This window comes from Nitrosospira sp. TNL300, from assembly GCF_055385915.1.
Genome location: NZ_AP041005.1, coordinates 2118249 through 2133732 on the forward strand (window position 1 = coordinate 2118249; position 15484 = coordinate 2133732).

Here is a 15484-nt window from a genome sequence, read left to right on the forward strand (position 1 = left end):
AGGTCTTGGGCAATCCACGTGGGAAACCACGTGGACGATGTGTCATCCGTCCATCAGATTTTTCAGCAAGGTGTTCCACACGCTAAGCGCAGAGACCAGACCAAGATTACTTCGTTATTAAACAAAGCGAGTATTACTTCTTCGTACTCAATCCTCGGAAGGCGGTTCAAAGGGTGGAACAAGACCGGTGATGAGCCAGAGGCGGAAGGCCTCGTCGTAGGCCTTTCTATGCGCAGGATTCATGTTCAGCCAACCGATCAGCTCTTCCCGTTCAGCGGGGTTGAGTGACCCGTGCTCGCGTATCACCCACTCGACTGCTGTATGCCACACCTGATCCGAATCCTGGTCCTCGGAATTCGCCACGGTCTCACCTTGATGTTCCCCCGATGAATCTTCGAATTCATCGATTTTTTCGCGGTTTTAAACTTACCCCGAAACAAGTATAGCGGATACCGCTGTGCAGGTGCCGTGAGGTGGCGGGCAGTGATCAAGCTGCCAGCAATCAAGTGGGGTGATTAGGTGGATTGGAGAGCGGCGCGGCAGTGGTCTATTGCCTCGTGGATCAGGATATTCACCAGGGATGTCGAAATAGCCAGCTCGGCAGCGATGGCACGGTGCGTCTGCCCTTCCAGACGATGGAGTTCAAAAGCGCGCCTCGTCCGCTCCGGAAGTTCCGATATTGCTTTTGCAACCAGTTTCAGATGTTCGCGGCCGATGACCGTGGCTTCAGGCATTCCGATGTGAGATGGCACATGCAGCCCGTTGTCTTCGCCCTCGAAAAGATTCAATTCGAATGAAATGCGCCGATGATGATCGATGGCAAGATTGCGGACCATCTGGAACAGGTAGGCCACAGGCTGCTTGACATGGAATACTGCTGCTGCTTCCGATACTTTGAGATATGCATCCTGCACCACGTCCTCCGCCCGCTCGGAATTACCGAGAATCTTGAGCGCCGCCCAGCGTAACTGGGACCGATGAGCCATGAAAACTTCGCTCAGTTCAACCTGCTCTTCGACAATCATCACGCATCTCCACAGAAAGCATATAATAATAACAATAACGAGAACTATTCTTATTATCATATAGCAATTTCTATTTTACAATATGGATCAACTTCCGGTCCCGAAGGATATTGCGAATATCCTCCCTTCTTGGATCGGCTTGAACCGAAATGCCCAGGATATTTGCGATAATAATTGTTTCGATTTCCCTCGCCGGAATTGGCGGTTGCAAAACATCTCCACTGAGAAATCCTGGAGATGCAGGCGCAGCACTCCCAGCCAGATGGGCGGCGGATAAAGGGACTCCACAGCCGACCCCGGAAAACTGGGTAGAAGCTTTTGGTGATCCTAATCTGAGCGCCCTGGTTAACAGCGCCCTGGCGGATAATTATCAACTGAAGGCTGTGGCGGCGCGGGTAAAAGCTGCGGTGGCCCAGGCGCGCATAGACGGTGCAAGCCGATGGCCACAACTGCTCTTTGCCCCGGATTACCAATATACGCAAATCCGCGAGGAGGGATTCGGTTCGGCTCGATTCAGTGTGTTTGAAACATTGTTCAGCCTGAGCTGGGAGCTGGATGTGTGGGGACGGATAAGCGACTTCCAGCAGGCAGCAATAAGAGAGGCGAATGCGACCGCAGCCGATTTTCAAGGCGCGCGCTTGTCTCTGGCCGCACGGGTGGCGCAGAGTTATTTTGAGCTTGCCGAAGCCAGGCTGCAAGCAGCAGTGGGGGAGCGGTCAGTAAAGGACCGAAGCGTTATTGTCGACCTGGTGCGTGGGCGCTTCGCCCGCGGTTTGACGAAAGCGCTAGACGTGCGCCTGGCCCTCACCGACCTTGCCAATGCGGAGGCTGAGCTTACCCAGGCACGCAACCAGGTTCAGATCATTGCACGCCGGCTGCAAGTGCTGCTGGGGCGCTATCCGGAAGCCGAGTTGACGGCGACTGCGGAACTGCCTGAGCTTCCCCCCGATATGCCAGCCGGGTTGCCCTCGGAATTGCTGGAAAGACGACCGGACCTCGTCGCTGCCTATGATCGTTTGCTGGCTGCCGACTCCCGTCTGCAGAGCACGAGAAAATTACTGCTGCCGCGTGTTGCCCTGACTGCCGCCGGAGGAATGCGCAGTCCAGCACTGACCGAATTGGTGGATCCCAGGGCTCTCGCATGGAACGTGCTCATCGGGCTGGCGCAACCGGTATTCACGGGGGGGCGCATCCGGGGCCAGATCGAACTTGACAAGGCGCAGACCGAGCAGGCCCTTAATCTGTACAAGGACACGGCACTCAATGCTTTCCGGGAAGTGGAACAGGCGCTGGCAGCCGACGAGTGGCTACGGAAGGAAGAAAAAGCCTTGAGAAATGCAGTTGAGCAAACCGAAGCCAGCCGAAAACTGGCAGTCTATTCCTATCAACATGGGTATATCGAAATTCTTACACTGCTGGATAGCTACCGCAGCACCCTCAATGCCCAGAGCGCCCATCTTTCTGTCAAGCGCCAGCTTCTGAGCAACCGAATCAATCTTTACCTGGCATTAGGAGGCAGCATTTGCGAGGCGTGCTGAAACAACTGGCAAGCAAGAGCATGCTCAAAATCATCATCCCCGTTCTTGTCGTGCTGGCCGGCATCAGTATTTCGTGGGCGATTGCTGTTCATCGGCCATCACTGAAATCCGAATTGCCGGATAGCGGAATACCAATGGTACGGGTAATCGAGGCAACTCCACAAACGATCAGGCTGAATATCCGTTCACAGGGTGTGGTCGTGCCCCGTACCGAGATCGATCTCGTCCCCGAGGTAGCGGGTCAGATCGTTCGACTTCATCCCAGCCTGGCCGCCGGAGGATTTTTTGAGGCGGGCGATATCCTGATGATGATCGATACTCGCGACTATGATCACGCGATTGCCGAGGCACACGCCCGCATCGCCGAGGCGGAGCGCCAGGTCGCCATGGAAGAGGCGCAGGCGGAACAAGCGCGCCAGGAATGGCAGGTTCTGGGAGAGGGAATGCCCTCGCCTTTGACCATGCGCGAGCCGCAACTGGCAGAGGCACGCGCAAAACTGAAGGCAGCGCAGGCAGACATGGTAAAAGCCCGCCTGCAGCGAAGCCGCTGCGAGTGGCGCTCGCCATTTGCCGGGCGTGTGCGCAACATGCGCATCGGTCTTGGTCAATACGTTCAACCTGGAGAAAAACTGGCCCGCCTTTATGCGACCGATGTTGCCCAGATACGCCTGCCTTTGGCGACCGACCAATTCGCATACCTCGATCTCCTGCTCGACCATAGGAACAACAAGGCAGAAAGGGGGCCGAGGGTCATCTTGAGTGGAGAGTTTGCCGGTGTCACTCACCGTTGGGAGGGGCACGTTATCCGGACAGAGGGCGCGCTGGATGAGGAAACGGGACTCCTCCACGCCGTTGCCGAGGTACGGAATCCTTATAAGGTCGAGCCAGGCCAGCCCCCGCTCATACCCGGCTTGTTTGTAAAGGCCGAGATCGAAGGACGGGAACAGGCCGATGTGTTTGTATTGCCGCCGGGCGCCGTCAATGCCTCCCAGGAGGTGTTACTCGTCGATGCGGAAAACCGCCTGCATATCCGCCGTATAGAAATTTTGCGCCGTGAGCCCGATCGCATTCTCGCTAAAAGCGGGTTGAACGCGGGGAACAGGCTGGTCATATCGAGAATCGAGGTTCCAGTGGAGGGAATGAAGGTAAGCGCCGAGATTGTGACTTTGGAGCCGAAGCTCAAAAAGACCGGTCTGGAGACGACAACGCAGGGCAGCACGCGATGAGCGAAGCTTTTATGCCCCACTGTTCTGTATTCCATCCGTTATGCCCACCTCTTGGCCAAGGGAAGGATCCATTCGTGAGTTTTTTTGAATGAAGGGCATCTCTCCTCCTTCCCTTCCCTCCTCCGGGTGGATTGGGTGGTTCGCGGCGAATCCGATCGCTGCCAACCTCCTCATGTTGCTCATTCTGCTTGGGGGTACGGGCAGCCTGCTGCTGATGGACAAGGAAGTGTTTCCCCGCTTCATGCCACATCAGATCGAGATCAAGGCAGCCTATCCCGGTGCGGGTCCCCTGGAGATCGAAGAGTCCGTTTGCGTCCGCATCGAAGAGGCGGTCTACAACTTGCCCGGCATTAAAAGGTTGAACTCGGAAATTGTCGAGGGGGAATGCACGATCAAGCTGACTGCCTTGCCCACCTACGACAGGGATCAGGTGATGAATGTGGCGCGTGGAAGGGTGCAAGCGATTCAGCGGCTGCCGAAAGGCCTGGAGAAAATTGACGTGCAGCCGGCAAACCGCATCGGAGACGATGGCGTTATCTGGGTGGCGTTATACGGCCCTACCGATCCGCTTACCCTCAAGCGCCTGGGCGACGGCATTCATGCCGAGCTCTCCCGCATACCTGGGGTAACGCGGGCGCACAACTATTACGAGCTGCCGTACGAAATTGCAATCGAGGTATCCACGGAGAAACTGCGCCAGTATGGCGTGTCGCTCAACGAGGTGACGGAAACCATTCGACGCGCTTCGGTGGATCTGCCCGGAGGAGTAATGAAGAACCCGGCAGGCGAGCTGCTGCTCAGGGTCAAGGGTAAAGCTCAGGATGACGTAGCGGTTGGAAATCTGGTGGTAAGCACCCGGCCGGACGGAAGCCGCGTGCTGCTTCGCGATGTAGCGGTCGTCAAGGATGGCCTGGAAGAGCGGTTGTCGGAGTGGCACCATAATGGGGAAACCGCTCAAGGCTGGGAAATTCACGCCGAAAAAGATTCAGTGGCAGTGGCGCGCCGTGTCAAGGCTTATGTAGCGGAAAAAAAGGCGGAGCTTCCCCAGGGAGTGGGTCTGACCACCTGGTGGGACGATTCGCAGGCTTACGAAGAGCGTATTGGAACCCTGCTCGAGGATGGGCTCACGGGATTCGCACTGGTCTGCCTCATCCTGACGCTGTTCCTTCAGTTCAAAGTGGCCGTGTGGGCCGGAGCGGGAATCCTAACGTCGATATTCGGCGCGTTCTGGCTGATGCCAGCTCTGGATATTTCCCTCAACATGCTGTCGCTGTTCGGTTTTCTGCTGGCGATGGGAATTCTCGTGGATGATGCAATTATCATAGGAGAAGCCATCTATGCCCGCCAGGAAGAGGCGAAAGCAGGAGCCGCTGCTGCGGCGGGAGAAGGGAACGGCTCATCGGCTGCGGAATCCCGCTGGGTGCAAAGAAACCTGCAGGCAGCGATCCTCGGCGCACGCGAAGTCGCGCTGCCGGTTACTCTCGCCGTCATGATCGCGCTTGTCGCGTTTCTGCCCGGCTTATTCCTGCCGGGGTGGGCGGGCCAGATGATGAAACCCATCTGCCTGGTAATGGTTCTCACGCTGGTATTTTCGCTGGTTGAAGCGCTGCTGATCCTACCCTCTCATCTGGCGACACCCTCCAGGAGCACATGGGCCTATCCCCCGTTGCTGCGGCTGCGCGCCGCGCTCAATCATGGATTGCAGCAGTTCGTCCGCCGCGTTTACGAACCATTGCTACAGAAAGCGCTTGCCTGGCGTTATCTCACGATCGCCATTTTCGCTGTCCTGCTGATGCTGGCGGTGGCACTGGTGGCCGGAGGCCATGTGCGGATGGCCTTGCAGGCAGACGTGACAAAAGAGAGCTTCTGGGTCTACCTGAAATTGCCCGAAGACGCACCCTATAGCGAAACGCGGAGAATAGCGGAAAAAGTAGAACAGGCGCTGCTGCAATTGCGGGAGGAGCTGGATAGAGAGGCGGCAGACAGTGACCCGAATATCGGTGGGAGCGTCATCGTCGGCATGGAAACGATCATCGCGGAGCACAGCGCGGGTTTCTGGACCGAACTCTCTCCCACCGGCCGCCAGCACATCGTGGTAGAGGATTTCATCCGGGAATGGCGCAAGCGTATTGGTGACATCGGCCGGGCCAAGATCGATTTCCTGTATAAGGAGGGGGATCTCCCCTACGATATCGAATTCGATCTCGGTCACCCCGATCCGGAAACCCTGACGGCAGCCGTGGCGGTATTCAAACAGAAACTGGCGGATTACATCGGGGTATACGATGTGGTGGATTCCGCCGAGGCCGGCAAACCCGAAGTCCGCCTGCGTCTCAAACCCGAGGCGGAACGGCTGGGCATCCGGCTGGAAGATATTGCCGAGCAAATGCGCCACGCCTACTATGGCGACGAAGTGCATCGGCTCCAGAGAGGGCGCAATGAGGTCAAGGTCATGGTGCGCCTGCCGCGTAGCGAGAGGCAGTCACTCGACGATCTGCAGAATCTTCCAGTTCGTTTGCCCAGCGGAGCCCAGGCCCCCCTCGGAGTCCTTGCGGAAATCGAACTGATGCCCGGTCAGGCAAAACTGCTTCGCCAGGACCGGCAGCGCATCCTCAAGGTACAAGCCCAGACCGATCCCAAACTTGCTGATGTGAACCAGATTTACGCCGGTTTTGCAGCGCATGAAATACCTGAAATAAAACGTCAGTTTCCAGGGTTGGATATCGATATTGGCGAAGAGCGCCAGGAACAGGAACAGACGATCCAGAAGCTGGTGCTTTTTACCGGAGCTGCCTTGGCCGTTATCTATGCCCTGATTGCCATCCCCTTTCGTTCGTATACCAAGCCGCTGATCTTTCTTCTGGCGGCTCCGGTGGCCTGGAGCGGTGCGGTGTGGGCGCACTGGCTGATCGGTCTTCCACTATCCATGGAGTCGCTGGTGGGCATGATTGCGGCGAGCGGGGTGGTAATAAACGATAGTCTGGTACTGCTGGATTACGTACAAAAACGGGGAGACAGCGGCCGACCCGTATCGGCGCTTATCCTCGAGGCATGCAGCGCCCGCTTCAGGCCAATTCTGCTCGCATTTCTCACCAACTTTGTCGGGTTTCTTCCCATCCTGCTCGAAAGGAGCGAACAGGCACAGTTCCTGGTCCCCATGACGCTCTCCCTGACCGTAGGCCTGCTGGTGGGCATGGCCGCGAGCCTCATACTGACACCCGTGTGCTATGCTGTCACCGAGCCTTCCTGCAGGCAGCCGGTTCTGGCGGAAATGGCTCGCTGAGGGTTCGAAACTTCGCTGTTTATAAGGATGGCGGCAACGGTTTATAATAAAAACCGTGCTTCAATCCTCCATGATAGCCGCACAGATTTGAGATTTGTTTCTGGCCTTCTGGGCCTTCTGGCCCTTCTAACCTTTAACTGCCTCTTCAAAATGCCCTTGATTTGATTTTTTTGTATCTGGAATAGGTACCCGGTATTGAAAACCGGAATACGGGCAACTGCATATTCAATTGTAAAGCGTCAAATATGGAATCCGTTTTGAAGCAGTCGCGGCGAATCGTCGTCAAGGTCGGCAGCAGTCTGGTAACGAACCAGGGACAGGGCCTTGATCATGCGGCGCTCGCACACTGGGCCGGGCAAATCGTTAAACTCAAGAAGATCGGCAAGGAAGTGGTGCTCGTTTCTTCCGGAGCCATAGCGGAGGGGATGCAGCGCCTGAAATGGAAAAAGCGCCCACACGCGGTCCACGAGTTGCAGGCGGCGGCAGCGGTGGGGCAGATGGGCTTGGTGCAGGCCTATGAAACCTGCTTCCGCAAGCACGAATTGCACTCCGCGCAGGTTTTGCTCACCCACGAAGACTTGTCCGACCGCAAGCGCTATCTGAACGCGCGCTCCACGCTGGCCACACTGTTGAATCTGAACGTCATTCCAATCATCAATGAAAATGATACGGTAGCGACCGATGAAATCCGCTTCGGCGATAACGATACGCTAGCCGCACTGGTAACCAACCTGATCGAAGCAGATGTGCTGGTAATTCTGACTGATCAGCAAGGGTTATTCACGGCCGATCCGCGAAAGGATGCCCAGGCGAAACTGGTGGAGCAGGCAAAGGCCGGAGATCCGGACATCGAACGGATGGCAGGTGGCGCAGGCAGCGAAATAGGACGGGGCGGCATGTTGACCAAAGTGCTGGCAGCCAGACGCGCAGCGAGAAGCGGCGCGCACACGGTGATCGCGTCGGGACGCGAAGTGGATGTCCTGATTCGTCTCGCCCGAGGGGAAGCGATCGGCACCGAGTTGCTGGCGGAAACCATGATGCTCGCCGCTCGCAAGCAGTGGCTGGCGGACCATCTTCAAATCCGGGGAAATGTCACACTGGATGAAGGAGCGGTGGAAGCACTCGCCGTTGGCGGCAAAAGCCTTCTGCCGGTCGGCGTGATCGATGTGCGCGGCAACTTCGAACGGGGTGAGGTCGTAGGCTGCCTCGATCCGCAAGGAAGGGAAATCGCTCGCGGGCTGGTCAATTACAATGCTGCGGAAACCCGGCGTATTCTCCGCCGGGCAAGCGACGAAATCGAAAGTCTTCTCGGCTATATCGGCGAACCAGAGCTCATCCATAGGGATAACCTGGTTCTGCTTTAACACCCTATACGGTACCCATTATCGCTGGAGAAAACCTGATGAAACCCACGACCAGAATTGACGAGAATTTTTCAACCAGCCCGCAGATCGATGCCGAAGACCTGATCGACATCAAGGCCGCGGGTTTTAAAAGTGTGATTTGTAACCGCCCGGATAACGAGGACGGAGGCCATCATCCAAACCACGATTTTCTCGCATCCGAAGCCAGCAAACTGGGGCTTGAATTTGCCTACCTGCCGGTTGTGCCAGGACAAATCAATGACAGCCACATTGCGCAGTTCAAGGCCCTCATCGAGGAACTGCCCGGACCAACCCTTGGCTACTGCCGTCTCGGGCTTCGCTCCAAAGCGCTTTACGAGCGCTCGCGATAAATATCCTTAAATACCTTTTCATACCTTTTCACCGCACTCCTTTACCATACCCGCTTCACCCACCGAAAGCCCCCATACCTTAATACCTTACCGCTCGCGGATGAATGCCGGCTTTCAACGCCTGGATCGCCTCATCCGCATCCTTCACTGTCTGAAGTCCGAGAGGACAGAAAAAATACCGGTAAAGCGCGCGCTGAGGATAGTTCTGGACGATACCTTCAAGATCGACCCATTTCGACAACCCTGCCCGTGCCCAGGTTTTATCGTTGCGCCCATAGGCATAGGTTCTTTTCTCTTCAGTCTGGCAGCGTATTCCCTCGTAGCTCACATTCATCGCACCCGTGGGGGACTTGATGACGAGGGTGTAACGCACGACACCATCTTCTCCCACTGTAATAGAGGCACCATCGACGTAATGCGTATTCGAACTTGCGGGGCCGGCATCGAATTGCAGCAGATTTTCCTGTTCGGGATAAGGAGGCAATTCCGCCTGCAGCTCAACCCACGGCCGTTCATGATCGAACTCATATTCGAATTTTTGTTGCTGGGCAAAAGCTGAAATCGATGCATTCGAAAGCAGCAACCAGAATATGAGCAGGTAAGTTCTCATCACCCCGCGAGATCTGTGGTCAGATCATCCATCAAGGCATTCCGCGCTGCCGCATCCACTTCCCGTCCCGGCACTTTATAGGCAGAATGATCGATGCCCATGCTCAAAGAGGCACCTTCACGCAATGCCTTTATCATTTCCAGCCCCAACTCGAATCTCAGAAAATGGACGGAAGCGGTCTTTTTTTCATTCTCCCGGTCCAGGTCTTCATCCGCAATGGCATAGACCGGATCGAAGCCGTTCACTTTTACCCACACCTTGTCCTCTATGCCTATCAATTCGGCCAATCTGGCTATGCGCTCAACAGGATCGGGGTACTCGATCATCATCGTTGCCTTCCAGTTAGTCCCATCCGGCACCAGCGGATTGTAGGCTTCCAGTTCATCCTGGATGCCTGCTTCCTCAAAAATCTTTTCTACCCGCAGCATCTCCTGGATCTGATACCGCATGGTCAACTCATCCTCGAAAATGAGCGTCACGTTCGTGCCGAGATGTACCTTGCGGTTACGCTTGTGTGCCATTACGCGCGCACGGAATTCCTGCCGTGACTTTGTGTAATCTTCCAGGGTCATCAGGCTGCTGCGTGTGATTGGAGGCATAATTATTCTTTGATCATGATAATGAATAGAGGCAATGCCAGCTGAATATCGGCAGTCGTTCAGGCCAGCCCGTATGCGATGCGAATGAGGGTCAGGGGATGCGCCTTCTGCGCGCTTGTCTCGCCCATGCCCTGCTCGATATGGCGACCAGCGATCGCGCAATCGGAACTGATATAGTCAGGATCATGCTGAGCCATCTGCCTGAACACGGGCCTGCCGATTTTCATGGAATCGGCAAAGTATTCGCTTTTTACGCCCCAGGTGCCGTCGTGCCCGGAGCAGCGCTCCACCACGGTCACCTTCGTGTCCGGCACCATCTGCAACAGATCTTTCGTCTTCTGCCCGATATTCTGCACGCGCAAGTGGCAGGGGATATGATACGAAACCTTGCCTAGAGATTTCTTGAAATCTGTTTTCAACAGGCCGTCACGGTTTCGCATCGCCAGATATTCGAAGGGATCGAGCATGGCTTTGGCTACCGCCTTCACATCCTCGTCGTCCGGGAACATGAGCGGCAATTCCTGTTTGTACATGAGCGTGCAGGACGGCACCGCGGTGAGTATTGCATAACCTTCCCTGGCCAGTTTCGCCAGCGGGGGAATATTTTTGTCCTTGAGTTCTTTCACCGCGTGCAAGTCGCCCAGTTCCAGCTTCGGCATTCCACAACAGGCTTCTTTCTCCACCAGCCGCGCTGGAATCTCGTTATGGTCCAGTATTTTCAATAAATCGTGCCCTATTCCAGGCTCGTTATAGTTGATATAACAGGTGGAATAAATCGCCACTTTCCCAAGCGTCCGCTCGCCGTTGCGCACTTCGTGGTCCGCGTTCGGCTGGGCGGTCTTGCGAAACCTGTGACTGTCGTACTCCGGCAATCTGCGCTCTGCATGAATACCAAGCATGCTGTCCATCAGCTTGCGGGCGGCGGGCGCCTTGTTGATCGCATTGACTGCCTGGACCACGACGGGAATGCTGGCAAGCTTGCCCACCGCGTCGGTGCTGGACAACAGCTTGTCACGGAAACGTGCACTGCCTTTTTCGTGCTTGACTGCCTTGGCGCGCAGCATCAGGTGCGGAAAATCGACATTCCATGGATGAGGAGGCACATACGGACATTTCGTCATGGAGCACATATCGCAGAGATAACAGCGATCCACTACCTCCCAATATCTCGATTTCTCCACCGCGTCCAGTTCGCCGGTCGGCCCCTCATCTATGAGATCGAACAAGCGCGGAAACGCAGTGCACAGATTCACGCAGCGGCGGCAGCCGTGACATATATCGAAGACACGCTCCATCTCCGCCAACAGCTTGGGTTCGTCATAATATTCCGGGGTTTCCCAATCGATGGGAAGGCGCTTTGGCGCCTCCAGGCTGCCTTCGCGAGTGGTCATGCGGGAAAATGAATGGGGAAATAAAACAGATGGGAATTCAGTTGAAAATTCCGGAACAATAACAATACAAGCGGAAGGAACGGGAGGCAGGAGCCGATCCCTTCCGCTTGTTGTCTATAGCCGCCTATCAGGTCGCTTATCGGGCCACTTGTCGAATCGTTAGTCGCCGAGACTGTCCAGAGCCTTTTGGAAGCGGTTGGCGTGAGAGCGCTCGGCCTTGCCCAGTGTCTCAAACCATTCGGCGATTTCATCGAAACCTTCATCACGCGCAGTTTTAGCCATTCCAGGATACATATCCGTATATTCATGCGTCTCTCCCGCAATGGCTGTTTCAAGGTTGGCGCGGGTCGGACCGAATGGCAAGCCGGTGGCGGGATCTCCACTCGCCTCCAGGTATTCCAGGTGGCCGTGCGCATGTCCGGTTTCGCCTTCAGCAGTGGAGCGGAAAACAACTGCAACATCGTTTTGCCCTTCCACATCCGCTTTGTTTGCGAAGTAGAGATAACGCCGGTTCGCCTGCGATTCCCCGGCAAAAGCCGCTTTCAAATTGCCTTCTGTTTTCGTTCCTTTGAGTTCCATCATTCCCCTCCTGTATCAAATTACCAATAAATAGAGCTTTCCGCCAATGCGCCGGGATATGCGATCCGAATGAACTGGGAGCAACCGGGACCATATGCATCAGCTCGCTAACTTTATGAGACTATCGAAGGCTACTTGAGTTGTCAACCGCCTATATGCGTTCTTTATATTCCGCCTTTCTGCCGATGCGAACCGGACTGGAAATTCAGCGGACTGGAAATTCAAGTAAGCAGGTTTTGCGGCTTGCCTGCCACCCAGGCTTCGATATTGTCGACCAGCTGATCGACAAGAAAACGCATGGCCTCGGTAGAGGCCCAGGCGATGTGAGGGGTCAGGATAAAGTTGGGACGGCGCAAGCCAAGCAGAGGATTGCCGTTTCTGGGAGGTTCTGTCGTCAGCACATCGAACCCGGCGCCGGCGATAGTGCCATCGTCCAGAGCCTGTACCAGCGCCGCCTCATCCACCAATCCTCCTCGCGCCGTGTTGATGAGCAATGCGTTGCGCTTCATCTTGCGCAATTCGTTCATGCCAATCAGGTTTCGGGTAGCGGGCGTCAGCGGGCAATGCAGCGAGAGGATGTCGGATTCCGCAAGTACCTGATCGAATGGGGTGAGAACCATGTCCTTCTTCTTCCGCGATTCATGATAGGCAAAAAGCACCCGCATGCCGAATCCCTGTGCAATGGCGGCAGTGCCACGCCCAATCGTGCCCTCCCCGACAATACCGATGGTGGCGCCAAACAACTCACTGATCTCATGAGTAAACAGGCAGAACTGCTCCGATTTCTGCCACCTTCCCTGCTCGATCTCCTGCCGGTAAGCAAAAAGATTTCTCCGTAGCGCGAGCACCAGGGCGAATACATGCTCAGGTACGGTATGAATTGCATAATTGCGGATATTCGCCACGGCAATACCGTGTCTGCGGCAAGCGCCGATATCCACAGCGTCATATCCGGTGGCTGCAATGGCGACCATTTTCAGCTTTGGCAATTGCGCCAAGGTTTCCTCGCTCAACCCCACCTTGTTGACGATTGCTATGGTTGCGTGCTGTAAATGCGACACCACCTGGTCAGGTGTCGTTTTGGCGTATTCCTCGTACGTATGCTCGAAGTTCGGCCGGCGCACCTCCACCTTCAGAGAATCCCTTTCCAGAAAAACGACGTGATGATTCATGTTCATTTCCCTCTTGTGTGAAATTTGTATAAGAAACCGGAATTCCGGCGCCAGTACCGGCAGAATCGGCAGAATCGGCAGAATCGGCAGAACCGGCGTGGCCGGCATTACTCCCGGTTCATTCTCGCTGAAAAAAGACTGGCCGAAACGATCATTGCTCCGCCTGCCCATTCCCTCAGCGTCATGGCTTCGTCAGTCAGGAAGTAAGCCGCAACCGCTGCCACCACCAACTCGAACAGCATAATCACGATAGCCTGGTTGGCAGGGGTATGGGTAAGCCCGTATTGCACGACCAGGCTCAGGGCAAATACCGTCAACCCCACCAGCAGCAGGAGCAAAAGCGTATAGGTGGAAACATCGACCGATACAGGCAGACCAGGCAGGAACAGACTGTAACCGGATGCCACCAGGGCAACTCCCACCCATACCGCAACCGATTTTAATTGAACATCATGATACTGGTCTTTTCTGCTCAGCACGTTCGCCAGGGCGAACATGAAACCAGCAGATATTCCCATCCAGTCGGCATAGGAGGAAGGCAGCAGGCTGCCTTCCGGCTGCCATAACATGATTATCGCACCTCCCAAAGAAAAAACGATAACCAGGTAGCCGTGCACGCTTAACACCTCGCCCAGCAGGAAACGCGCGAATACGATGGTCCATAGCGGCGAGAGGTAAAATAACAGCATGACCCGCATGATTTCGCCATGGAGTACACCGAGAACGTAAGCGAGATTGGCCCAGCCTGCGGATAATCCTATTCCGACGAGCAGCCAGGTTTCCCTGTCAAGTACGCGTACGGTGCGCAATTTATGACGAAATACGGCCAGGCCGAGCAGCAGGGCCACAAGGTAGGTAATAACGGTTGCAGTTGGCCCGCTTACCCCGGCCTGTTCCAATAATCGGTAGGGGTACCACAGCAAACCCCAGATCGTGGCGCCCACAAGCAGGGCAGCGATCGGGAAAGCGCTTTGCCCGCCGCTTCGTTCACCTTGGCTATATTGTTTATTTTGCTTTGTGAGCAAGAGAGTGCCTCTTATAATCCTGCTTCGATCAATAACTCAACCTGGGGAATAGAGCTTTCTTCCCACCGCCTTAAATTGAATCCCAATCTGAACCGCCTGCAACCATATCCTTTCGAGAAGCTCACCAAGCTATTCGCAGGAATCGAGCCTGCATCGGCTTTTACACCTATCAGCCTCCACATCGGGGAGCCCAAGCATTCGACTCCGGATTTCATTCGCCAGGCCTTGATGGAAAATCTGGCGAAGATGGCGCACTATCCGGCAACTCTCGGGACGCGATCCCTGCGCGCCAGCGTCGGCAAATGGCTGATGCAGCGCTATGGTCTGCCGGCAATCGATCCCGATACCGAAATCCTGCCGGTCAACGGCAGCCGCGAAGCATTGTTTTCTTTTGCGCAGGCAGTGATCGATTCTTCCAGGTCCGATGCGATTGTAATTTGTCCGAACCCGTTTTATCAGATATACGAAGGCGCTGCCTTGCTTGCGGGCGCAACGCCCTGCTTCCTCAATACCCTGCCCGAGAATGATTTTTCGCTCGATTATGCCCAGTTACCCGATGAGATATGGGCGCGCACCCAACTTGTGTATGTCTGTTCGCCCGGCAACCCCACCGGGCGGGTAATGTCGATGGACGAATGGCGCCATCTGTTCGAGCTTTCGGACCGTTATGGCTTTGTCATTGCGTCGGATGAGTGTTATTCTGAAATCTATTTTGATGAAGCCTCTCCTCCGCTGGGCGCACTCCAGGCAGCCCACCGTCTGGGCCGGGAATGCTTTCCCCGGCTGGTCGTATTCAGCAGCCTTTCCAAAAGATCGAACGTTCCCGGCATGCGTTCCGGATTCGTTGCCGGAGATGCGGCGATCCTGAAAAAATTCCTGCTCTACCGCACCTACCACGGCAGCGCGATGAATCCGGCAGTGCAGGCAGCCAGCGAGGAGGCGTGGAGCGACGAGGTTCATGTTATCGAAAACCGCCGCCTCTATCGCGAGAAATTCAAAGCAGTCATCAAATTACTTCAGGGCACGCTACCGGTTTCGCTGCCTGACGCGGCTTTCTACCTGTGGCTGAAAATACCGATGAATGACGTCGAGTTCGCCCGGCAGCTCTATCGCGATTATAATGTCACGGTTTTGCCCGGCAGCTATCTTGCACGGCATGCGCATGGGATCAACCCCGGCGAAAATTTTGTCCGGATTGCCCTGGTGGCATCCGTAATGGAATGCGCCGCCGCTACCGAGCGGATAAAGAAGCTGGTATCCAGCCTGTAGCAGGCAGCCTGTAGAGCAGCGATATATCAACA

At 55.6% G+C, this 15484-nt stretch carries 14 protein-coding genes; 6 read left to right on the top strand and 8 right to left on the bottom strand.

The window, feature by feature from the left end:
• Positions 1-147: 147 nt before the first annotated feature.
• Both ACZ5BW_RS09600 and ACZ5BW_RS09605 read right to left on the bottom strand, forming a co-directional pair.
• Positions 148-363, bottom strand: a complete 216-nt coding sequence (locus ACZ5BW_RS09600) for a FecR/PupR family sigma factor regulator (protein WP_464539326.1) — start codon at positions 361-363, stop codon at positions 148-150.
• Positions 364-515: 152 nt separating this feature from the next.
• Positions 516-1025 carry an RNA polymerase factor sigma-70 gene (locus ACZ5BW_RS09605; RefSeq protein WP_464543684.1) on the bottom strand — a complete coding sequence of 170 codons (510 nt, stop codon included), beginning with the start codon at positions 1023-1025 and terminating at the stop codon, positions 516-518.
• Between the two features lie 149 nt (positions 1026-1174).
• On the opposite strand from ACZ5BW_RS09605, the gene ACZ5BW_RS09610 reads away from it, so the two are divergent.
• The 5 genes from ACZ5BW_RS09610 (at position 1175) to ACZ5BW_RS09630 (ending at position 8807) form a co-directional block, all read left to right on the top strand.
• Positions 1175-2563 carry an efflux transporter outer membrane subunit gene (locus ACZ5BW_RS09610; RefSeq protein WP_464539328.1) on the top strand — a complete coding sequence of 463 codons (1389 nt, stop codon included), beginning with the start codon at positions 1175-1177 and terminating at the stop codon, positions 2561-2563.
• Positions 2557-3789, top strand: coding sequence for an efflux RND transporter periplasmic adaptor subunit (locus tag ACZ5BW_RS09615; RefSeq protein WP_464543685.1), 1233 nt, complete (start codon positions 2557-2559; stop codon positions 3787-3789). The genes ACZ5BW_RS09610 and ACZ5BW_RS09615 overlap by 7 nt, the downstream gene beginning before the upstream one ends.
• Before the next feature lie 88 nt (positions 3790-3877).
• Positions 3878-7072, top strand: a complete 3195-nt coding sequence (locus ACZ5BW_RS09620) for an efflux RND transporter permease subunit (protein ID WP_464539330.1) — start codon at positions 3878-3880, stop codon at positions 7070-7072.
• 245 nt (positions 7073-7317) lie between these two features.
• Positions 7318-8436, top strand: coding sequence for a glutamate 5-kinase (proB, locus tag ACZ5BW_RS09625; protein ID WP_464539332.1), 1119 nt, complete (start codon positions 7318-7320; stop codon positions 8434-8436).
• 38 nt (positions 8437-8474) lie between these two features.
• Positions 8475-8807 carry a protein tyrosine phosphatase family protein gene (locus ACZ5BW_RS09630; RefSeq protein ID WP_464539334.1) on the top strand — a complete coding sequence of 111 codons (333 nt, stop codon included), beginning with the start codon at positions 8475-8477 and terminating at the stop codon, positions 8805-8807.
• A gap of 79 nt (positions 8808-8886) precedes the next feature.
• Here the strand turns inward: ACZ5BW_RS09630 and ACZ5BW_RS09635 are convergent, their stop codons facing one another.
• The 6 genes from ACZ5BW_RS09635 to ACZ5BW_RS09660 form a co-directional block, all read right to left on the bottom strand.
• Positions 8887-9417, bottom strand: coding sequence for a CNP1-like family protein (locus ACZ5BW_RS09635; protein ID WP_113067768.1), 531 nt, complete (start codon positions 9415-9417; stop codon positions 8887-8889).
• The gene (locus ACZ5BW_RS09640; protein WP_464539336.1) at positions 9417-10016 is read right to left on the bottom strand and encodes a DUF3501 family protein; all 600 of its coding nucleotides are present in this window, start codon (positions 10014-10016) and stop codon (positions 9417-9419) included. The genes ACZ5BW_RS09635 and ACZ5BW_RS09640 overlap by 1 nt, the downstream gene beginning before the upstream one ends.
• A gap of 59 nt (positions 10017-10075) precedes the next feature.
• The gene (locus tag ACZ5BW_RS09645; RefSeq protein WP_464539338.1) at positions 10076-11407 is read right to left on the bottom strand and encodes a (Fe-S)-binding protein; all 1332 of its coding nucleotides are present in this window, start codon (positions 11405-11407) and stop codon (positions 10076-10078) included.
• Between the two features lie 159 nt (positions 11408-11566).
• On the bottom strand, positions 11567-11986 hold the full coding sequence (locus tag ACZ5BW_RS09650) for a rubrerythrin family protein (protein WP_464543686.1): 420 nt from the start codon (positions 11984-11986) through the stop codon (positions 11567-11569).
• 221 nt (positions 11987-12207) lie between these two features.
• Positions 12208-13329: a D-2-hydroxyacid dehydrogenase gene (locus ACZ5BW_RS09655; RefSeq protein ID WP_464539340.1), complete on the bottom strand. Its 1122-nt coding sequence runs from the start codon at positions 13327-13329 to the stop codon at positions 12208-12210.
• A complete protein-coding gene (locus tag ACZ5BW_RS09660) occupies positions 13266-14183 on the bottom strand; it encodes a DMT family transporter (RefSeq protein ID WP_464539343.1) in 918 nt (305 codons plus the stop codon). Before ACZ5BW_RS09660 ends, ACZ5BW_RS09655 begins: the two co-directional genes overlap by 64 nt.
• A gap of 75 nt (positions 14184-14258) precedes the next feature.
• Between ACZ5BW_RS09660 and dapC the strand changes: the two genes are divergently transcribed.
• Positions 14259-15452, top strand: a complete 1194-nt coding sequence (gene dapC / locus ACZ5BW_RS09665) for a succinyldiaminopimelate transaminase (protein WP_464539345.1) — start codon at positions 14259-14261, stop codon at positions 15450-15452.
• Positions 15453-15484 lie beyond the last annotated feature (32 nt).